General features: G+C 55.3%; 19 protein-coding genes. 16 read left to right on the top strand and 3 right to left on the bottom strand.

Annotation, left to right across the window (positions count from 1 at the left end; genetic code table 11):
* From AC222A_RS15735 to olsF, 12 genes are all read left to right on the top strand, one after another.
* The coding region (locus AC222A_RS15735; RefSeq protein ID WP_486775223.1) for an acyl-CoA dehydrogenase family protein at positions 1 to 558 on the top strand (558 nt) is incomplete at its 5' end.
* Between the two features lie 150 nt (positions 559 to 708).
* A complete protein-coding gene (locus tag AC222A_RS15730; RefSeq protein ID WP_372749126.1) occupies positions 709 to 1,857 on the top strand; it encodes an acetyl-CoA C-acetyltransferase in 1,149 nt (382 codons plus the stop codon).
* A 128-nt stretch (positions 1,858 to 1,985) separates the two neighbouring features.
* Positions 1,986 to 2,870, top strand: coding sequence for an SDR family oxidoreductase (locus tag AC222A_RS15725; protein ID WP_372749127.1), 885 nt, complete (start codon positions 1,986 to 1,988; stop codon positions 2,868 to 2,870).
* Positions 2,871 to 2,906: 36 nt separating this feature from the next.
* Positions 2,907 to 3,440, top strand: a complete 534-nt coding sequence (locus AC222A_RS15720) for a YfaZ family outer membrane protein (RefSeq protein ID WP_372749128.1) — start codon at positions 2,907 to 2,909, stop codon at positions 3,438 to 3,440.
* Positions 3,441 to 3,461: 21 nt separating this feature from the next.
* Positions 3,462 to 4,619 carry an acyl-CoA dehydrogenase family protein gene (locus tag AC222A_RS15715; protein WP_372758550.1) on the top strand — a complete coding sequence of 386 codons (1,158 nt, stop codon included), beginning with the start codon at positions 3,462 to 3,464 and terminating at the stop codon, positions 4,617 to 4,619.
* A gap of 11 nt (positions 4,620 to 4,630) precedes the next feature.
* Positions 4,631 to 5,821 (top strand): acyl-CoA dehydrogenase family protein, encoded by a 1,191-nt coding sequence (locus AC222A_RS15710; protein WP_372749970.1) that lies wholly within the window; start codon positions 4,631 to 4,633, stop codon positions 5,819 to 5,821.
* Positions 5,822 to 5,906: 85 nt separating this feature from the next.
* Positions 5,907 to 6,695 (top strand): SDR family oxidoreductase, encoded by a 789-nt coding sequence (locus AC222A_RS15705; protein WP_372749969.1) that lies wholly within the window; start codon positions 5,907 to 5,909, stop codon positions 6,693 to 6,695.
* A gap of 28 nt (positions 6,696 to 6,723) precedes the next feature.
* Complete coding sequence (locus AC222A_RS15700) at positions 6,724 to 7,926, top strand: acetyl-CoA C-acyltransferase (RefSeq protein ID WP_372758616.1); 1,203 nt, start codon at positions 6,724 to 6,726, stop codon at positions 7,924 to 7,926.
* An 85-nt stretch (positions 7,927 to 8,011) separates the two neighbouring features.
* Positions 8,012 to 9,193 carry a multidrug effflux MFS transporter gene (locus AC222A_RS15695; RefSeq protein ID WP_372749614.1) on the top strand — a complete coding sequence of 394 codons (1,182 nt, stop codon included), beginning with the start codon at positions 8,012 to 8,014 and terminating at the stop codon, positions 9,191 to 9,193.
* A gap of 87 nt (positions 9,194 to 9,280) precedes the next feature.
* Positions 9,281 to 11,773 (top strand): glycerol-3-phosphate 1-O-acyltransferase PlsB, encoded by a 2,493-nt coding sequence (gene plsB, locus AC222A_RS15690; RefSeq protein WP_372781856.1) that lies wholly within the window; start codon positions 9,281 to 9,283, stop codon positions 11,771 to 11,773.
* Between the two features lie 159 nt (positions 11,774 to 11,932).
* Positions 11,933 to 12,769, top strand: a complete 837-nt coding sequence (locus tag AC222A_RS15685) for a UDP-2,3-diacylglucosamine diphosphatase (RefSeq protein WP_372758613.1) — start codon at positions 11,933 to 11,935, stop codon at positions 12,767 to 12,769.
* 56 nt (positions 12,770 to 12,825) lie between these two features.
* On the top strand, positions 12,826 to 14,538 hold the full coding sequence (gene olsF, locus AC222A_RS15680; RefSeq protein WP_372764922.1) for a bifunctional ornithine lipid synthase OlsF: 1,713 nt from the start codon (positions 12,826 to 12,828) through the stop codon (positions 14,536 to 14,538).
* A 226-nt stretch (positions 14,539 to 14,764) separates the two neighbouring features.
* Here olsF and AC222A_RS15675 read toward each other — a convergent pair whose 3' ends face one another.
* Positions 14,765 to 15,793: an MJ1255/VC2487 family glycosyltransferase gene (locus AC222A_RS15675; RefSeq protein WP_486775222.1), complete on the bottom strand. Its 1,029-nt coding sequence runs from the start codon at positions 15,791 to 15,793 to the stop codon at positions 14,765 to 14,767.
* A complete protein-coding gene (locus AC222A_RS15670) occupies positions 15,790 to 16,311 on the bottom strand; it encodes a phosphatase PAP2 family protein (RefSeq protein ID WP_372750035.1) in 522 nt (173 codons plus the stop codon). The genes AC222A_RS15675 and AC222A_RS15670 overlap by 4 nt, the downstream gene beginning before the upstream one ends.
* A 68-nt stretch (positions 16,312 to 16,379) precedes the next feature.
* Between AC222A_RS15670 and AC222A_RS15665 the strand changes: the two genes are divergently transcribed.
* Positions 16,380 to 16,583 carry a GDCCVxC domain-containing (seleno)protein gene (locus AC222A_RS15665; protein WP_372750034.1) on the top strand — a complete coding sequence of 68 codons (204 nt, stop codon included), beginning with the start codon at positions 16,380 to 16,382 and terminating at the stop codon, positions 16,581 to 16,583.
* Here the strand turns inward: AC222A_RS15665 and AC222A_RS15660 are convergent.
* Positions 16,580 to 17,203 carry a class I SAM-dependent methyltransferase gene (locus AC222A_RS15660; RefSeq protein WP_486775221.1) on the bottom strand — a complete coding sequence of 208 codons (624 nt, stop codon included), beginning with the start codon at positions 17,201 to 17,203 and terminating at the stop codon, positions 16,580 to 16,582. The genes AC222A_RS15665 and AC222A_RS15660 overlap by 4 nt on opposite strands.
* A gap of 179 nt (positions 17,204 to 17,382) precedes the next feature.
* On the opposite strand from AC222A_RS15660, the gene sthA reads away from it, so the two are divergent.
* The 3 genes from sthA to AC222A_RS15645 all read left to right on the top strand — a co-directional run.
* Positions 17,383 to 18,780 carry a Si-specific NAD(P)(+) transhydrogenase gene (sthA, locus tag AC222A_RS15655; protein WP_372781843.1) on the top strand — a complete coding sequence of 466 codons (1,398 nt, stop codon included), beginning with the start codon at positions 17,383 to 17,385 and terminating at the stop codon, positions 18,778 to 18,780.
* Between the two features lie 444 nt (positions 18,781 to 19,224).
* Positions 19,225 to 19,422, top strand: a complete 198-nt coding sequence (locus tag AC222A_RS15650; protein WP_486775220.1) for a PA3496 family putative envelope integrity protein — start codon at positions 19,225 to 19,227, stop codon at positions 19,420 to 19,422.
* A 209-nt stretch (positions 19,423 to 19,631) separates the two neighbouring features.
* The coding region (locus AC222A_RS15645; RefSeq protein WP_486775224.1) for a prepilin-type N-terminal cleavage/methylation domain-containing protein at positions 19,632 to 19,696 on the top strand (65 nt) is incomplete at its 3' end.

Raw genomic sequence — 19,696 nt, 5'->3', positions numbered from 1 at the left:
GATCTGTCCCGCAGGCTGTTTGCGGTCGAGTTTGACGCGTCAACGGCTGAGAAAATTGCAGAGGGTGATACGGCGAAATCTCTGATTGACGCTGCATTGAATGGCGGTGCATTAGGCGTCGCAGCCGAAGCCCTGGGTCTTGCCCAGCGTATGATCGATATTTCTGTTCAGTACACCAGCGAGCGCAAGCAGTTTGGTGTAGCGATTGGGACTTTTCAGGCGGTGAAACATCACATGGCAAATATTGCCTATCGTCTGGAGTACGCCAAGGCACCGGCGGCACGCGCTGCTTACGCGATCGATAACGGGCAAGACAATATTTCCATGGCGGTGAGTCACGTAAAACTGGCGGCCTGCGAAGCAGCTAATCTGGCAGCGAAGAACTGCATTCAGGTGCACGGCGCCATGGGTTACACCTGGGAAGTGGATCTGCATATTTATATGAAACGCGCTTGGGCGTATGCCAATACCTGGGGTGATGCGGCGTTTCACAAGCAGCGTGTTGCGGATTATGTGTTGGCGGGTGATGCCAAGCTGGGTGCGGGGAATACTTTCTAGAAAACAATCCTCACCCCGACCCTCGCGCAACGTCGCACCGCCCCAGGGAGAGGGAACTTGGCCGAACTCCGTAATGGAATTTACGCCCCCTCTCCCTCGGGGAGAGGGCTGAGGTGAGGGTAAAACCTCATAGGAAAACAGGAGGCAGTCATGCCAGAAGCCTACATTGTAGATGCAGTAAGAACCCCCACCGGTCGCCGCAAGGGCGGTCTGGCCCATGTTCACGCGGCAGATCTTGGCGGTCACATATTGAAAGCCATAGTTGAGCGCAACGGTATTCCCGACAACGAATACGACGATGTGATCTTCGGCTGCGTAGACACCATCGGCCCGCTGGCGGGTGATATTGCCCGTACCTGCTGGCTGGCAGCAGGCCTGTCGGACGAAGTGCCGGGCACCACCATTGACCGCCAGTGTGGCTCGTCTCAGCAGTCAGTACATTTTGCCGCTCAGGCCGTGATGTCGGGTACGCAGGATGTGATCGTGGCTGGCGGCGTACAAACCATGACCCAGATACCGATTTCCTCTGCCATGATGGCCGCCGAACCTCTGGGCTTCAAAGACCCGTTTTCTGGTTCGCAGGGCTGGGTTGCCCGTTACGGCGCGGAGCCGCCAACACAATTTAAATCGGCGCAGATGATTGCGGACAAGTGGGGCTTTTCCCGCCGCGACCTCGAGGAGTATTCACTCGAGTCTCACCAGCGCGCACTTAAGGCTATTGAAGAAGGCCGCTTTGATCGCGAAATTATCCCGCTGGAAGGTGTTGCGATGGATGAAACCCCGCGCAACTCCACCCTCGAAAAAATGGCTGAGCTGGACTATCTCTTTGGCTGCGACAAGGTTACGGCGGCGGTATCCAGCCAGACCTGTGATGGCGCCAGTGCCATGCTGATTGTCAGCGAGGACGCGCTGAAGCGCTATAACCTCAAGCCGCGTGCGCGTATCCATCATATCAGCGTGCGCGCCGATGACCCGATCTGGATGTTGACCGCGCCGATTCCGGCCACCCAATACGCGCTGAAAAAGGCGGGCATGACTATGAATGATATCGATCTGGTGGAAATCAACGAGGCTTTTGCCTCAGTGGCCATGGCCTGGTTGAAAGAAACCGGTTACGACCACGCTAAAACCAATGTGAACGGTGGGGCTATCGCACTCGGTCACCCGCTGGGTGCAACCGGTACCAAGCTGATGACCACCCTGTTACATGAACTCGAGCGCACTGGTGGCCGCTACGGCATGCAGACCATGTGTGAAGGTGGCGGTCAGGCTAACGTCACCATTATTGAACGACTTTAAATAATTTACCCCTCACCCCAACCCTCTTCCCGTGGGAGAGGGGGGCGCATTGAACTCGTTGTGAGGTTCCCTCTCCCACTGGGGGAGGGACAGGGTGAGGGGAGCACAACCCATTCGGAGGAAATAACATGGGAATTCTGGATAACAGAGTAGCAATTATCACTGGTGCTGGTGGGGGGCTTGGGGCCGCTCACGCAAAAGTATTTGCCAGTGAAGGCTGTGCTGTGGTGGTTAACGACATTAATGAAGCTGCTGCCCAGAAAGTCGTCGATGAGATCACTGCTGCTGGCGGCAAGGCCATCGTTAATACATCTGACATCACTAATTACGATGACAGCCTTAACGCCGTAAAGCAGGCTATTGAGACCTACGGTGACCTGAATATTGTGCTTAATAATGCCGGGGTTAACCGCGACCGCATGTTTGCGTCGATGACCGAGCAAGAGTGGGACACCATTATGGCGGTTCACCTGAAAGGCCATTTCTGTATCAGCTCGCACGCGGTGCATTACTGGCGTGGCCAGAGTAAAGAAGGCAAGCCGGTCAGCGGCCGTATCATCAATACTACCTCCGGTGCAGGCCTGCAGGGCTCCATTGGCCAAAGCAACTATGCGGCAGCCAAAGCGGGCATCGCCGCGCTTACGCTGAATCAGGCAGCCGAGTTGGGGCGCTATGGCATCACCGCCAATGCGGTTGCTCCGTCAGCCCGAACCGGCATGACCATGGGTGTGCCAGAAATGGCCCAGCGTATGGCGCCACCGGAAGACGGTAGTTTTGACCATTTTGCCCCGGAAAACGTGTCCGTTTTGCTGGCCTGGCTGGGTAGTGCGGAGTCTTCCCACATCACAGGGCGTGTATTTGAGTCTGAAGGCGGTAGAATCTGCATTGCCGATGGCTGGCGAACCACAGATGGCGTAGATAAAGGTGCCCAGTGGAAGCCCGCGGAAATCGGCTCTGCGATGGAGGAGCTGTTGAAAAAAGAAGTCCCCGCGCAGAAAGTCTGGGGAACCTGATCCCGGAAACCAACTAAAACGCACAGGGGTAACACAATGAAAAGAGCGCTTTTTCTGCTGGCAATACTGGCAACACCAGCTTGGGCAAATGACCTGAGCTTTCGCTTCAGTGACGATATGGCCGGACTTTCACTGAATGCCAACTCCCCAGATGGAAAGGCCTCAGTTGAAATTGGCGCCAATCATAACGAAGACGACGATGTAGAGATCTATCACGCCGGTTTTTATGCGGTGGGAAAGCGCGGCCGAATGCAGGGCCGGGTAGGCGTTAAAGGATACTACGCCGATCTGGATGCCTTTGAAGGCCCGGGTCTGGGTTTCGGCTTTGAGCTGAAAATCCCCACCAGCGACGTTTTCAGTTTTGTTGCGTCCTATTTCTATGGCCCGTCTTCGACCTCGTTTGACGATATGGACGGCTACCGCGATTGGAAAGTGGGTGCCCAAATCATGTTGTTTGAAAACTCCGCGCTGGAATTCGGCCTGTCTGACATCGAGATTGAAGTGGAAGATGTGCGTGGTGATTACGATTTTCAGGACGGCGCATACGTTGAGCTGAAATTGCTCTTCTAATGCCCTTTACCGAGGCAATCAATGGATTTTGTATTTACTGAAGAACAGCAGATGATCCGCGACACAGCGGAATCGTTTCTTGCTGAAGTGTCCACCAGCGAAGCCGTGCGCAAGGCGATGGCGACAGATTCGGGCTATGACGAGGCGCTCTGGCAGCAGATTTGTGCCGAGATGTACTGGCAGGCCATCCATGTGCCGGAAGAGTTTGGCGGCATGGGGCTGGGCTTTGTCGAGCTGGTGGCGATGATGGAACAGATGGGGCGCTATCTTTTATGTGCTCCGTTTTACTCCACGGTTTGCCTTGGTGTAAATACCCTGCTGTTGGCGGCGAGCGACGAACAGAAATCCGAGTACCTGTCGGCAATTTGTGAAGGTAGTCTAACGGCGACACTGGCCTATTGCGGTAAACGCGGCGGTCGCGGCGCTGACGCCATTACAGCGACCTACGTCGCTGATGGTGATGGATATGTGCTCAGTGGCGACAGCAGTTTTGTCGTCGATGGTATGACAGCGGGCCTGATTCTGGTTGCTGCCCGCGCTGAAGGCAGTAGCGGCGAAGAAGGTGTGAGCCTGTTTGCTGTACCCGCCGATAGTGCCGGGTTGGCGCGTAGCAACCTGCCGCTGCTGGACCAAACCCGCAAAATGGCGAATCTCACTTTCGAAAAGGTGAAAGTAAATGCGGCCAACCTGCTGGGACAGGCGGGCGAGGTTTGGCCGGTGCTGGATAAAGCGCTGGATCTGGCAACCATCGCGCTGGCCGCTGAGCAGATGGGGGGCAGCCAGCAGCTGCTCGACAGCACCGTGGAATACACGAAAGAGCGGGTTCAGTTTAATCGGCCCATCGCCAGTTTCCAGTCCATCAAGCACAAAGCCGCAGACATGATGCTGCGCGTTGAAGCGGCGCGCTCTGCCGTTTATTACGCGGCCTGTGTGGCGGATGAGGTTTTGCAAAATGGCCCACTCGCGGGTGAACTGCGCGAAGCAGCCAGTATTGCCAAAGCCTACTGTTCCGACGCTTACTTCAAAAATGCCGGCGAAGCATTGCAGATGCACGGGGGGGTAGGGTTTACCTGGGAATACGACGTGCACCTTTATTTTAAGCGCGCTAAGGGCTCTGAGCATATGCTGGGTAATGCGGCCTATCATCGCGAACGCGTTGCCAGTGTAATACTGGACTGAGGAGGTAGAAGATGAAATTGAGTTTCAGTCCGGAAGATGAAAAATTTCGCGAAGAAATTGCGCTCTGGTTAAAAGAAAACCTGACCGGCGAATTTGAAAAGCTCAAGTTTCGCGGTGGCCCCGGCGACGAACATATGTTCCCGGAGGAGCGCAAGGTTTGGGAGCAGAAGCTGGCGGAAGGTCGCTGGACTTGCGTTGGTTGGCCAAAGGAATACGGCGGGCGCGGGCTGTCTATAGAGCAGCAGGTGATTTTCTTCGAAGAGTACGCGCGCGCCGGTGCGCCCGGTCGCGTTGGGCATATTGGTGAAGGTCTGGCCGGGCCAACGATTATTGCTTTTGGCAGTGAGCAGCAGAAACAGAAATACCTGCCGGGGATCGTGGCGGGTACTGAGCTGTGGTGTCAGGGGTATTCCGAGCCCAGCGCGGGCTCTGATTTGGCAAACGTTAAAACCAAGGCGCGCTTCGATGAAGCAAAAGGCAAGTGGATTATCAATGGTCAGAAGGTCTGGACTTCGCTGGCCCACGAATCTGACTACTGTTTTGTCATTGCCCGTACCGACCCCGAATCAAAGGCGCACAAAGGCTTGGGCTTCTTTCTGATCAAGATGGATCAGCCCGGCGTGACGGTGCGTCCAATTGAACAGATTACCGGCACCTCTGAGTTCAACGAGGTTTTCTTCGACGATGCGCAGTGCGATGCCGAGGATATTGTTGGCCAGCCCGGAGATGGCTGGAAGGTGGCCATGGGTCTGCTGGGCTTTGAGCGTGGGGTGTCTACGCTCGGACAGCAAATGGCTTTCCAAAATGAACTCGATGAAGTGGTCAAAGTCGCGAAGCAGAGCGGCGCGGACAAAGACCCTGTGATGCGGCAGCGTATTGCCGATCTCTACCTGCGGTTAAAAATCATGCGCTTTAATAGCATGCGCATGCTTTCAGACGACGCCGGCGATGGCAGTCTGCAGAAAGAGGCTCTGATCTACAAACTCTACTGGGCCACCTGGCACCGTGATCTGGGCGAGCTGGCGGTGGATGTACAGGGCGAAGCCGGCCAGGTATTAGCGGCCGAGCCTTACACACTTACGCGCTTGCAGTCGCTGTACCTGTTTGTTCGCTCCGATACGATTTATGGCGGTACCAACCAGGTTCAGCGAAATATCATCGCCGAACGTGGGTTGGGTATGCCCAAAGAACCCAAGTGGTAAATTCATTAGCGAGCAGGGCTAGCTCCCGCAGTAAATAGACATTGTGGGAGCGGGCCCTGCCCGCGAAAACTCAAGTGAGAACGTTATGGATATCAAAAACCCCACCTACGTCCCCGGCCACGGCCTGCTGAAAGACAAGTCTGTATTGATCACGGCCGCTGCCGGTGCCGGTATCGGCTTTGCCGCCGCAAAAAAGGCTGTTGAAGAAGGTTGCCGCGCCATCGTGATCAGCGATATTCACGAAGGTCGCCTGGAGGCTTCAGTCGAAAAGCTGAAAGAAGATACCGGCCTGCAGAACGTGTGGGGTAAAACCTGTAACGTCGCGATTGAAGATGACGTTCAGGCGCTGATCAACTTTGCCGAGGAAAAACTCGGTGGCGTGGATATTCTGATCAACAATGCCGGCCTTGGTACATCGAAGCTGCTGATTGATATGGAAGACGATGAGTGGAACAAAGTGATCGATGTGACTCTCAACGGCACCATGCGGATGACCCGCTACATGATGAAGATTATGAAAACACGTGGCACGGGCGTCATTGTGAATAACGCTTCGGTACTTGGCTGGCGCGCCCAGAAAGAGCAGGCGCACTATGCAGCGGCCAAGGCCGGGGTGATGGCGTTGACTCGTTGCGCGGCGGTTGAGGCGGCCGACTTTGGCGTACGCATCAACGCGGTGTCGCCGTCATTGGCTGTTCACCCTATGCTGAAAAAATCAGCACCGGAAGAGCTGCTGGCAGAGCTGGAAGGTCGGGAAGCCTATGGTCGCGGCGCGGAAGTGTGGGAAGTCGCCAATGTGATGATGTTTCTGGCCTCAGACTATTCCTCCTATTTAACAGGCGAAACCATCAGCTGTTCTTCACAGCACGCCTGACATATTTTCTCTTGAAGGGAGCACAACCATGAAAGAAGCAGTGATTGTTTCAACCGCCCGTACCGCTATGGGCAAAGCTTTTCGCGGCGCGTTCAATGATACCGACGCTCCGGTATTGGGTGGCCATGTTATCCGTCACGCGGTAGAGCGTGCCGGCATTGAAGGTGGTGAGGTAGACGACGTACTGATGGGCGCGGCGGCCCAGCAGGGTTCACAGGGTTACAACATTGCGCGCCTGAGTGCGATGGCGGCAGGTCTGCCGGTGACTGTTTCCGGCGCTTCTTTGGACCGCATGTGTTCGTCTGGCCTGATGACCATTGGTTATGCCGCCAAGGCGATTATGACTGACGAGATTGATATCGCAGTGGCCGGTGGTCTGGAGTCTATCTCGCTGACCCAGAACAAGCACAAAAACGGGTACCGCAATGTATCCAAAGCGGTTACTGATCACACGCCCTACATGCACATGGCGATGATCGAAACCGCCGAGATTGTGGCGGATCGCTACAATATTTCTCGCGACGCGCAGGATGAATTTTCCTATCAGAGCCAGATGCGTACAGCTGCTGGCCAGCAAGCAGGCAAGTTCGATGACGAGATTGTCCCCCTGACCACCACCAAAGCGGTGTTCAACAAGGAAACCAAAGAGACCACCTACGAAGAGGTCACGCTGACTAAAGACGAAGGTAATCGTCCGTCCACCACATTGGAAAGCCTGCAGGGTCTGGCCCCTGTCTTTAAAGATGGCATGCTGATCAAGGAAGGCAAACACATTACCGCTGGTAATGCCTCCCAGCTGTCCGATGGTGCATCTGCGGTGTGTCTGATGGAAGCTTCACTGGCTGAAAAGAAAGGCCTGCAGCCGCTGGGTGCCTACCGCGGTATGGCGGTGGCTGGTCTGGCGCCCGAAGAAATGGGTATCGGCCCGGTATTTGCCATTCCCAAACTGCTCAAGCGCCACGGCCTGAAAGTGGGTGATATTGGTCTGTGGGAAATCAATGAGGCGTTTGCCTGCCAGGCGCTTTACTGTCGCGATCAGCTGGGCATTCCCAACGACCTGCTGAACGTTAATGGCGGCGCCATTTCTATCGGCCATCCCTTTGGCATGAGCGGTGCCCGCATGGTTGGCCACGCCCTGATCGAAGGCAAGCGCCGTGGTGTTAAATATGTTGTCGTCTCTATGTGTGTGGGCGGTGGCATGGGAGCTGCCGGTCTGTTCGAAGTGCTGTAGAATAGACATCCTTGTTGAAACGGGGCCTGAGGGCCCCGTTTTTCTTTCCCGGTGTTGAACAGGACGCCTGTATTCCAGGAACGGCATGAAAACCCTCGACCCACAATCGCGCTGGACCCTGTTGCTGATGTCGGCTTTTGTCGCCTTTGGCCCGCTGTCCACGGATATGTATCTGCCGGCCCTGCCGTCGCTGGTCGCCTATTTCGACACCACTCTGCCCGCCGTGCAATGGACGCTGAGCGCCTACCTGATAGGGTTTGCGACCTTTCATCTGCTGTGCGGGCCGCTGGCCGACCGCTACGGCCGCAAGCCGATTTTGCTGGGCGGCATTAGCCTGTTTACCGTGGCCTGTGTTGGCTGCGCGCTTTCTACAACGATTGAATCACTGATTTTCTGGCGCTTTATGCAGGGAATTTCAGCCTGTGTTGGGCCCACCCTGGGACGTGCCATGGCTCGGGATATCTATGGTCCCAGTCAAGCGGCCAAGGCACTCGGTTACATGGCGGCCATCATGGCACTGGCGCCGGTGGTGGCACCCCTGTTGGGCGGTTGGATGCTGGCGTTTACCAGCTGGCACTCTATTTTCTGGGTGCTGGCAGGCTACGGTTTGCTGGCGCTTGTGCTGGTCTGGCTGGTCCTGCCGGAAACCCTGCCGGCGCCAACGGCCCTGCGCCTATCAACCATTCTCAGTAACTATCGCCACTTGCTTAGCCATAGGCATTTTCTGGTGTCGGTGGCTGGTATTGCGACGCTTTATTCCGGGGCCTTTGCCTTTATTTCCGGCAGCAGTTTTGTGCTGATCGATTTTATGGGTGTTTCGCCAGCACATTTTGGTTGGTGGTTTATGTTAATTGTGGCCGGTTATATCGGCGGCAGTCTGTTTACGGCGCGAATGCACCGGCTTGATCCGGTACCGGTGATGATCGGTGGTGCGTTGTTGGGCAGTGTGGCGGCAGGTGTGATGGGTCTGTTAAGTTGGCTGGGGTGGCACCATCCGTTGGCGGTGGTTATTCCGATGGTGTTTTATACCGCGGCGGTAGGCATTACCATGCCGCAGGCGATGTCGGTGGCGCTGGCGCCGTTCGCCCATATGGCGGCAACGGCCAGTGCGCTGTTGGGATTTCTGCAGATGGGAACGGCGGCACTTGCCGGCGCTTTCGTTGGCAAGCAGCTCGATGGCACGGCCCTGCCAATGGCGCTGACGATGATGCTTGGTGGTCTGATTGCGGCGATGGGGTTCTGGCTGTTGCGCGAACGGGTGCGCTAACTCTCTGCTATGCTTACGGGTTGGCGCTACCGCAAGTTGGTACAATTAAGTAATTATTCTAAAACCGGTTTGAGTGGGTGAAACTCGATGATATGGCTGCGCCGAATGGCGTTTTATCTATTTCGGTTGCTGATGCGACCGGTACTGTGGGCGGTTAAACCCCAGATTATTCCAGAAAACCTCGACGCCTTGCGCGCGCGCTTGGATGACCAGCCGGTGTGCTATGTGCTGCGGCAACATAGCTGGTCTGATCGCATTGTATTGGAGCGCCTGTGTCGGGAACATGATCTGCCCGTTATCAATGCGCCTTCTGGAAAACTGCCGGACGGAGCCCACGCAACCTGCCTTTATCTTCCGGTGCTGGCGAAGCTGGATGAGGAACGCTCGCCAGTGCAGCTGCTGGATGTAATCAACCAGCTCGGGCTTGATGGTGAGGCGCCTGCCTTGCAGATGGTGCCAGTGTCTTTGTTCTGGGGGCGCGATCCGGGCAGTGAAACCTCTTTATTTAAGCTGCTGATCGGTGATGCAGAATTTGCCGGCGGCCTGCGTAAATTGTTGGTGATGTTGGTGCAGGGGCGTTCGGTGCTGGTCAATATTGCCGAGCCACTGGATTTTAACAAGTTTCTGCAGCGGCAGCCGAACCGGCTGCGCGCCGCCGAGCTGTTTCATCGCGGCTTGTCCTTCCATTTTCTGCGACAAAAAACGGCCACGTTGGGCCCCAGCCTGCTGTCTCGCCAGCAGATGATCAGTGCCACCTTGCGCCGTCCGACCGTGCGAGAGGCGATTCAGCAGGAGAGCCAGAACGAAAATATCAGCCGTGATCAGGCGCGCAAACGCGCCCGTAAAATGGCAGACGAAGTGGCGGCAAACTTTGATCCACGTATGATTCGTGTGCTGGAAATCGTACTGAGTTGGGTTTTCCGCAAACTGTTCAGCGGCGTTAAATCCTACAATGTGGACCGATTACGTAATACGGCAAATAAATACCACGTGATTTATATGCCGTCGCACCGCAGTCACCTCGATTACTTGCTTATCTCCTACACCCTCTACGTCAACGGCTTGGTACCGCCTCATATCGCGGCAGGGGTAAACCTTAATTTCTGGCCGGCAGGTGGTCTGCTGCGCCGTGGCGGCGCCTTTTATATACGCCGCAGTTTTGCAGGCCAGCCACTGTATACGGCAGTGTTCAAAGCCTACCTCGATGTATTGCTAGGTCACGGCTACCCCGTTGAATTTTTTCCTGAAGGTGGGCGTAGCCGCACCGGACGATTGCTGCCAGCCAAGCGCGGTATGCTGTCGATGGTTGTTGAAAGCTTTCTGGCGCAGCCCAGCCGATCGGCGGCGTTGGTACCTGTGTATGTGGGTTACGACAAGCTAGTCGAAGGCGGTAGTTACGCCAAGGAGTTGCGTGGTGCCAGTAAGAAAAAAGAGTCTGCGGGCGAATTGCTGAAAGCGCGCAAGATATTTAAATCCTCCTACGGTAGCCCCCACGTTGCGTTTGGCGAGCCCATCGTACTCTCGGAAGCCCTGAACCGGCTCGAGCCGCAGTGGCGCACCAAATTGCAGGCAGAGGACAAAACCTGGCTGCCGGTGGCGATAGAAAGGCTGTCGCGAATGGGGATGGAACGGGTTAACCAGGCGGCGGTGGTAAACCCCATTGGTCTGGTGGCAGCCATTTTGTTGTCCAGCCCGCAGCGAGCCATGGCGGAAGATGAATTGCTGGCACAGATCGACCGCTTTCTGGCGTTGATTCGCACCTTGCCCTACAGCGCTGATGTTGTACTGCCGGAGATGACGGCGAAAGAAATTTTTGAGTCAGCTGCGCGCACGGCGGGCTTATCCCGCATCGATCACGCCTGGGGCCCGATAATTACAGTAACCGGCAACGAAGCGGTCATGCTGACTTACTACCGTAACTCGGTGATGCATGTGTTTGCGTTGCCTTCATTAATTGCCCGTTTTTTGCGCCATAACCCCAGCATTAGTGAAGAAGATCTGATTGCCCGCTGTGTGGGCCTCTATCCCTTCTTGAAGCGTGAACTGTTTCTGCACTGGCCAGTACGTGAAGCAGATGAGCGAGTGCGGGAGTTGATAGATGCTATGGTCACACTGGGTTTATTGCATCGCAAAGGCGAGAAGCTGGTGCGGCCGGAAATGGGTACCAGCGAATACAGCGCGCTGATTGGTCTGGGTCGGCTGCTGCGCGAAGCCTTCGAGCGCTATACCATGTCCAGCTTATTGCTGGTTCATCAGCTGAGCGAAAAGCCGACAGAGCGTTCGGCCATTGAACAGCATATTATTTATCTGGCGCAGCGCTTGGCGATTCTTACGGGCCGAGAAGCTCCGGAGTATTTCGACAAAACGCTGTTCCGGATTTACCTTGATGCGCTGATTGACCAAGGTTTGCTGGAAGAGCAAAAAGATGAGGACAAAGCGCTGCTGGTGGTAAACCCGCGCTTGCAGGAGCTTGCTGAGCAGTGGGTCTGGTTGTTGGGGCCTGCAGTGCAGCAGGGGATGCAGCAATTGATTCGCGACCCGCGCCTGTCGTTACAAGAAATGGTCGGAGAGGGAATCTAACCGGCGCTGTAAATTGTGGAGCTCCGCGTCTGGCACTTGGCGCGGAGCGTCTATTTAGATCAGTTCTTATTTTCTCCGTTCAACCGGCAGTAACAAAACTGTCGCTAAACTGTCCTTTCTCCGTCACCTGATCTGATTACTCTGGCACCGTGTAAAGACATGGAGCCAAAGCTCTTGAATGAATCCAAGCTGCGGTATAAAGCGGTGTGGCTGTCCGACATACACCTGGGTTTCCGGGATTGTCGGGCAGATTATCTTCTGGACTTTCTCAACACCGTGGAATGCGAAACCCTGTATCTGGTGGGTGACGTGATCGACCTGTGGGCGTTGAAACGACGCTTTTTCTGGCCCGCCGCACATTACGATGTTATCCGCGCCATTCTCAAAAAATCTCGTCGTGGCACACGAGTAGTTTATATCCCCGGAAACCATGACGAACCCATGCGTGACCATGTGGGCGAAACGCTGGGCGCGGTGGAAATCAAACACGAGGTAATTCACACCACCGCCGATAACCGCAAGCTTCTGGTGTTTCACGGTGATGTGCTCGACGCCCATATGCGGCTTAACCGTTTTGAACACCTGCTGGGCGACATGGCCTACGACCTGTTGCTGTTTCTCAATCGCTGGGGCAATTACTTCAGGGAAAAAATGGGGCTGGGTTACTGGTCATTGGCGACCTATATCAAGAAACGGGTCAAGAACGCGCGTCAGGTAATTGAGGTGTATGAAGAGGCTGCAGCGCAAGAGGCGGCGCGTCGTGGTCTGGATGGCGTGATCTGCGGCCATATTCACCAGCCCGGTATGCGCATGATCGACGGCATTGTGTACTGCAACGATGGCGACTGGATTGAAAGCTGCAGTGCGCTCACTGAAACCAGCGAAGGTGAATTGCAGCTGCTGCACTGGAGCGATAAGCAGCGCATCTTGAAAGAATTTGATTCGCAGGTTGATCTGCACCAAGCGGCAGTTATCCCGCTGCGACCGGCTGTTTAGTGAATGAGTGTAGTGAATAAATGTAGTTCAGCCGAGCTGTCAGGAGACATGGCATCATGATCTGTGTAGATACGGTAATCAGTGAACGTTTTCCAGGGATTGCCGAAAAGCATCCGCATCTGCGCAATACGCTGGCGACGCTGTTTCGCTATCTGTTTCACGAGAGCGAATTCAAACAGTTTGAAAAGGATTACCCGCACCTGAGCGGACTCGACTTCGTTGACAAGGCGCTGGAATACTTCGACTTTGACTATAGCGTAAAGGCCTGGGAGCGAGAGCGGATTCCGGTGTCAGGCAAAGTTGTCATCGTGGCAAACCATCCCATCGGCAGTCTGGATGGTCTAGCCCTGCTGAAATTAATCAGTGAGGTGCGGCCCGATGTGAAGGTGGTGGCCAACGAGTTGCTATATAGCCTCAAACCCCTACGTTCACTTCTGTTGCCCGTGGATAACATGAACGGCAACACCCCCAAGCAGAATCTACGCAATATAGAAGGCCATCTTAATAGCGGCGGTGCGCTGATTATTTTCCCGGCGGGGGAAGTTTCACGACTGCGTGCAAACGGAGTGCGCGATAGCCGCTGGCGAACTGGATTTCTGCGCTTTGCGGGTAAAACTGATGCGCCGATTTTGCCCATTCATATCAACGCCCGTAATTCACTGTTCTTTTATGCTTTGTCGCTGTTGGCCAAACCGCTTTCGACGCTCTGGCTAATTAGGGAAATGTTTAAGCAGCATCACCGCACCGCCAGAATGTCGATTGGTCCTGTGGTGGAGGCTCAATCCTATCGTGATTTACCCTTAAATCAGCGCGCCAAAGCGCAATTGTTCAGGCGTCATGTTTATAAATTGGGTGCACGGCAACAGCGCGCAGAAAAGCACTTTCTACCGCAGATGCAATCGGTGGCGCATCCGGAAGACCGCCGCCTTTTGCGTCAGGCTCTGCGCGCCAGTGAGCGTTTGGGCACCACGCGCGACGGTATGGAAATCTATTGTTACCGTGCCAGTGAAGATAGCCCGGTTATGCGTGAGTTAGGTCGTTTACGGGAAATCAGTTTTCGCGCCGTGGGCGAGGGAACGGGTAAGCGCCGCGATATCGATATCTACGATACCTACTACGAGCATATTCTGCTTTGGGACGACAATCAGCTGGAGCTGGTGGGTGCATACCGGTTGGCACGCTGTGCGGCACTGACACAGGAACAGCCTCTGTACACCCAAAGCCTGTTCCAGTTTTCGCCAGAGGCAGAGCGCTACCTGCAGCAGGGCGTCGAACTGGGGCGGAGTTTTGTTCAGCCTCAATACTGGGGCAAGGCGGCACTGGATTACCTCTGGCAGGGTGTGGGTGCTTACCTGCAGCGCTTTGACGAGGTGCGGTATCTGTTTGGCCCGGTCAGCATCAGCAATGAATTACCAGCGCCGGCGCGTGAGTTGATGATTGATTTCTATCGCAAGCATTTCCCTGCTCAGGGGCAGTGGGTAAACGCCCGCTTGCCCTATGAGCCTCAGGGCGGAGCTTATTTTTCCGGTGCGGATTACACAGCGGAGTTTGCCGAGCTCAAGGCGCAGATGGCTGCGCTGGGGACGAGTATACCGCCACTGTACAAACAGTACTCAGAGTTGTGTGAGCCCGGTGGCGTGCAATTCGCCGCCTACAATATTGATCCAGACTTTGCAGATTGCGTTGACGGCCTGGTGATGGTGGATATCCACAAAATGAAACCCGCCAGACGCCGCCGCTATCTTGAGGGGAGTCTGGGATCGGCTTGAGCGCAATCGGGCATAGATAAAAACAATAACAATAAGGGGTGGACTGAGGTGATGGCCAGCGTATTGTCCAGGGAAGGGGAGTACGCTGGCTTTTTTTCACGCGAATTTACACATTCGCCTGCAGGGCTGGCTCCCTCGCGGGGTTAATGCGGCGCAGCGGCAAGTACTGTGCTTACGTGAGGTCCGCTATTTTGCTTTGGTGGGAGCGCGCGCGAAAGTGCTTCGATCAGGCACTGCTAGTTTGTTGCCAAAGGCGACGAGCAAGCGCGCCCGGGTTGTTGTAGATGCCGTCCAGCACCCAATCCACCAGTGCTTCCGCCACGTCGGGATAGATGATGGCCTGTCGGGAGGGGCAGTTGTTCAGCCAGCGGCGAATGGCGTTTCGATCAAGTGACTCAATCGTATCGGCAACCTTTAGCTGTCGCAGGGCGAGCGCATTGGCGTCCTGCTCTCCTTGGCCCAGTACCGGTTTGGCCAACACCGATTTGCCCATGTGCAGACATTCGCTGATCAATTCAAAGCCCGCATTGCAAATTACGGCGCGACTGTTGGCGAGATCCCGCTTGAAGCCGGCCAGGCTGGTTTTGCGCAATTGCACATTATGGCACTGGTTGTCTTCCAGCTCGGGTGAATACTGGACAAAATGGTACTCCGGCAACTGCATCAGCAGGGCGGTGACCGTCTGCTGGTTTTCAAAGGGCAGGTAGACAACAATCTTGTCGCCTGCTTTCCCTTCAACTTCCGGGTTGATGATGGGGGGCATGATGGGACCACCGAAGTCAGACCAGTGCAAGCCCAGCCCAAAGCTAACCGGTGCAAAGCAACGCATGATGACGCGGCTAAGCCAGTAGCGCTGACTGCTGGGTACGCCGTTGTGATGGAAGGCGTACTGATGGCCAATGCCAATGACCGGTTTGCCGGCTAGCTTGCCGGCCCAGGCGGTAACGGGTTCGAAATCGGTGATGATCAGATCGTAGCCGCTGACATCGAGATTTCGGATTTCCTGTACAAACTGAACGGGATGGCTTTCCGTTAGCGTGTGCCAGTAGCTGATTGCTCCGTTGCGCGTGGCGAAACTGAGTCCGGTTCGGGTTTGGTAATTCCCGAAGGCTTCCATATCGAAATAGCGCTCGGGATCGCGACCAGAGAAGAGGTAGTAGACCTGGGTGTTGCGTGCGGCAAAGTGCTTGGCCATCATCCTGGCGCGGCTAATATGGCCGTTGCCGGTGCCCTGCACGCCGTAGAGAATCTTCATATCAGTGAATAACTGATCAGAGCGATACTCGCACCCAATGTTGCGCCTGCCAAAATATCGGTCGGAAAGTGTACGCCGAGAATCACCCGGGAAGCACCCACCAGTGCGGCCCAGACCATCAGCGGCAGGGCGGCCATGCCAAAGTACAGATAAACCAGCGTGGCCAGCAGAGTGGCCGCAGCGGTGTGACCGGACGGAAAGCTGAACTTGTCAGATGCGGTGATGACGCTGGAAAATGTGGGAATGGCGTCTGGTGGACGTCGGCGCTGGAAACTGTTCTTCAGTACCCAGTAAATTGGCAGTTCTACCAGAAAGGCGAGCAGCGTGGCCAGCAGCAGGTTTCGTCCGGGCTCAGCGGCGACCAGTGCCAGTGCAACAGGCAGTGCAATCTGTAGATAGCCATCACCCGTGCGTGAGATCATTCGCGCAGTTTTCGCTAACATGGCCTGGTGGCGACTATTAACGCACCAAAGGAACATGCGCGTGTCGTATTGTGTCAGTGTTGTCAGTATCTGCATGGCATTCTCCTCAATTGGGAGTCTGCGCCGGCAGCGTTTCCACTTTGTGACGGAAATGTGATTGTTTTATGACAGCCCTGGAAGGCAGCCGAAGTGTAGTGCAGTGTCCGCAGTGTGGTTTCAAAACCGTTGAGCGGCGTCCGGCTGGGCGGGGGCCTGGCCTGTGGACCTGCCCTGCGTGTGCGTCGAGTGTGCGTGCACCCCAATGCTGTGTATTTTGTAGCTACGGCTCCCTGGGATGCCGGGCCCCGCAAACACCAGAGCCGGGTTAGCGGTTTTCGATGACGAGGGCGGAACCGGTGAAGCGGCGTGGCGTATTCACTTCCACTTGAAAGAGTTCCGCGTAGTGCGTGTCCACACAGTAGTCGGCCATCTCATTAAAGGGCGAGCGCTGCGGGTCGGTGAGAATTATCTGGCCTACACCTGCGTTAACTGCAAGGTCTATCACTTTCTGAACTTCTTCTGCCAGCTCGTCCCAAAAGCAGATGTCCGCACCGATGATAACGTCGTATTCCGCCAGCTCGTCTGAGCTCAGTTGGTCAAAGCTTTTAACCTGCTCGGTAATCTCTACGCCGTTGTGTCGGGCCAGTAAATGGAGAAAGGGAAACACCGCAGGGTCGGCATCGAGGGCGGTAACCCGCGCGCCAAAGGTTTTGGCACAATAGATGGCCCCCAAGCCCCAACCACAGCCAAGGTCGAGCACCTTGCAGCCGCGCTCCAGTGGGCGCTCAGTCAGGTAGTCCATCAGCAGGTAACAGGCGCCCCACAGCTTGTTGCCGTGAATAGAGGGCTCGTCTTGCTGCGATTTCAGCCGGCGCAACTCCGGGTGGCGACTGCTCAGGCTGACAACGCCGTAGGCTTCGCGAATGTGAGGGCTGCGTTCTGAAGGCATGGCTTGGCTCGCAAAAGCGGGGCAGTGTACCCGCGCTTGCTGTAAAAGTCCCGGTCACATTGGTGCGCAACTGAGGTAAACTGGCGCCAGTCTGGTCTAGTCGCCGGACATTTGGGGGGGATTGACGGGTTTTGGCGCGCCAGCGCCTGTGTAGAATGATCAATCCTGGGGTGACCTGAATGACAAAACAATACGATCTGCTCGTTATCGGCAGTGGGCCGGCGGGCGAAAGCGCTGCCCTGAATGCCATTAAGCATGATCAGCGCGTTGCGATAATCGAACAGCAATCCTGGGTGGGTGGTGCCTGTACCCATCAGGGGACCATTCCATCAAAAGCGCTGCGTCATACGGTGCGGCAGGTTATGCGCTTTAATCGGAACCCAATATTTCGCGATTTGGGTGATCCGCGCACGGTCACTTTCCCGCGCCTGCTTTCAGCGGCGGACGACGTTATCAAAAAGCAGGTGGCGTTGCGCAGCAAGTTCTACCAGCGCAATCGCATTGAAGTAATTGCCGGTGTGGCGCGTTTCCACGATGCCCATACCCTGATGGTGACCCGTGAAGGTCGCGAGCGACGTGTGACCGCTGAGAAGGTGGTAATCGCAACCGGCAGCCGCCCCTATCGCCCCGACAATATCGACTTCAATCACCCTCGCGTTTATGACAGCGATACCATTCTGGGTATGCAGCATACCCCCCGCAAAATACTGATCTATGGCGCCGGGGTTATTGGCTGTGAATACGCGTCTATCTTTTCCGGGTTAGGTATCAAGGTTGAGCTGATCAACACCCGGGACCGCCTGCTGGAATTTCTCGACGACGAAATTTCCGATGCCCTTAGTTACCACCTGCGTCATCTGGGTGTCATGATTCGTCACCGGGAGGAATACACCGCCGTGAACGCCAGTGACCGGGGTGTGTCTTTGGTACTGGAATCCGGCAAAACCCTGCGCGGTGATGCTCTGCTGTGGTGTAACGGCCGTACCGGCAATACCGACCGGCTCGCGCTGGACAGTATTGGCTTGCAAGCTGATCACCGGGGACAACTGGCCGTAGACGAGCATTATGAAACATCCGTAGAAGGGGTTTTCGCTGCAGGCGATGTGATTGGCTGGCCCAGCCTGGCCAGCGCCGCCTACGATCAGGGGCGCTCGGCAGCGGCTTCGGCGCGCGGAAAAGAGCAGTGCCGTTTTGTGGATGATGTGCCTACGGGTATCTATACCCTGCCCGAAATCAGTTCTGTTGGCGCAACCGAGCGTGAACTGACCGAAGCCCGTATTCCCTACGAAGTAGGTCGGGCATTGTTCAAGGATACCGCCCGCGCCCAGATCAGCGGCGAAACCGTGGGCATGCTGAAACTGCTCTTTCATACCAAGACCCTGGAGATACTGGGCATCCATTGCTTTGGTGCCGAAGCCGCAGAGATTGTCCACATCGGGCAGGCTATTATGAAACAGAAGGGTGAGGGCAACTCGCTACGTTACTTCATCACGACGACTTTCAACTACCCGACGATGGCTGAAGCGTATCGAACCGCCGCTTTAAATGGCATAAACAGACTAGCCTGCGAAAACTAAAAGGTGGCCCTGGCGCCCGCAATCGCCAACTACGTGACAGTGTTCATTTTTTTGTTCTTGACGGCTGGATATGAACGAATATACAGTTGTCCCGCGTTGCGAAGGAACACAACGGCCTCATAAGGGATTATTCGATTTTCCGTCTCTCCCGATCTTGATTTCCGGCAGCTCCTTTCAGCGCGACAGCATGCTATGCATTGCGTTTATGGGTGTTCTCAGGGATGAGAGTTTGGCGAGGGATCGCCTCCACCCACCTATTTAAAAAGCCCCTCCACGACCAGAACGTTGAGGGGCTTTGTTGTTTCTGAAGATGCGTCTTGAGAATGGCGAAAAAACCTATTGACACATCCCTAAAATCGACATAAATAGGCGGCTGACTCGAGCCGGTTCCGGCGAGTCGTAATTTCAGGTTTTGTCTATCGCATTTACAGAGGAGTGATAGTTATGGCGAAAGACCTGTCTGACGCGGCGACTGATGATTTCGATGATGCCTTTGAAGATATTTCTCCGGATGCCGACGGTTATGAGGGTGGCGTGTTTATGGGCGGCCGGGATAACTCCATTCGCCGGAAAATTGAGGAGCGGATGGAGCGCAAGCGGTTGATGGAAGACTTGGGGATGGATGCGGATTTTGACTTTTAGGTGACAAAATTTGGCGGTTTGAGCGCCGCCAGTGTCACGTTTGGTAAGTGGTTGTTGCCTCGCACGGTTTCCGGGGTTTTTGTATCTCTTTGTTTTATAAGGGGTACCCGGAATTTTGTGCCTGTTGGCACAGACTCTGCTTTTGAGTTTATGCTTCGAGCTGTTAATGGTCACATTGGCTGGTCGACAAAAATTATTTGGAGAATATTATGAAGAAAGTTCAACAAGGTTTTACTTTGATCGAACTGATGATCGTTGTTGCGATTATCGGTAT

The sequence above is a fragment of the Litorivivens sp. genome (assembly GCF_057445395.1).
This window is presented reverse-complemented; position numbering and strand designations above follow the sequence as displayed.

Bases quoted from the DNA above. Each gene is read 5' to 3' on its own strand.
- AC222A_RS15685 (WP_372758613.1), top strand. From the start codon at position 11,933: ATGGAGCCAAAGCTCTTGAATGAATCCAAGCTGCGGTATAAAGCGGTG.
- olsF (WP_372764922.1), top strand. From the start codon at position 12,826: ATGATCTGTGTAGATACGGTAATCAGTGAACGTTTTCCAGGGATTGCC.
- AC222A_RS15660 (WP_486775221.1), bottom strand. From the start codon at position 17,203: ATGCCTTCAGAACGCAGCCCTCACATTCGCGAAGCCTACGGCGTTGTC.
- AC222A_RS15715 (WP_372758550.1), top strand. From the start codon at position 3,462: ATGGATTTTGTATTTACTGAAGAACAGCAGATGATCCGCGACACAGCG.
- AC222A_RS15700 (WP_372758616.1), top strand. From the start codon at position 6,724: ATGAAAGAAGCAGTGATTGTTTCAACCGCCCGTACCGCTATGGGCAAA.
- AC222A_RS15705 (WP_372749969.1), top strand. From the start codon at position 5,907: ATGGATATCAAAAACCCCACCTACGTCCCCGGCCACGGCCTGCTGAAA.
- AC222A_RS15665 (WP_372750034.1), top strand. From the start codon at position 16,380: ATGACAGCCCTGGAAGGCAGCCGAAGTGTAGTGCAGTGTCCGCAGTGT.
- AC222A_RS15730 (WP_372749126.1), top strand. From the start codon at position 709: ATGCCAGAAGCCTACATTGTAGATGCAGTAAGAACCCCCACCGGTCGC.
- sthA (WP_372781843.1), top strand. From the start codon at position 17,383: ATGACAAAACAATACGATCTGCTCGTTATCGGCAGTGGGCCGGCGGGC.
- AC222A_RS15650 (WP_486775220.1), top strand. From the start codon at position 19,225: ATGGCGAAAGACCTGTCTGACGCGGCGACTGATGATTTCGATGATGCC.
- AC222A_RS15710 (WP_372749970.1), top strand. From the start codon at position 4,631: ATGAAATTGAGTTTCAGTCCGGAAGATGAAAAATTTCGCGAAGAAATT.
- AC222A_RS15695 (WP_372749614.1), top strand. From the start codon at position 8,012: ATGAAAACCCTCGACCCACAATCGCGCTGGACCCTGTTGCTGATGTCG.
- AC222A_RS15720 (WP_372749128.1), top strand. From the start codon at position 2,907: ATGAAAAGAGCGCTTTTTCTGCTGGCAATACTGGCAACACCAGCTTGG.
- AC222A_RS15725 (WP_372749127.1), top strand. From the start codon at position 1,986: ATGGGAATTCTGGATAACAGAGTAGCAATTATCACTGGTGCTGGTGGG.
- plsB (WP_372781856.1), top strand. From the start codon at position 9,281: ATGATATGGCTGCGCCGAATGGCGTTTTATCTATTTCGGTTGCTGATG.
- AC222A_RS15675 (WP_486775222.1), bottom strand. From the start codon at position 15,793: ATGAAGATTCTCTACGGCGTGCAGGGCACCGGCAACGGCCATATTAGC.
- AC222A_RS15670 (WP_372750035.1), bottom strand. From the start codon at position 16,311: ATGCAGATACTGACAACACTGACACAATACGACACGCGCATGTTCCTT.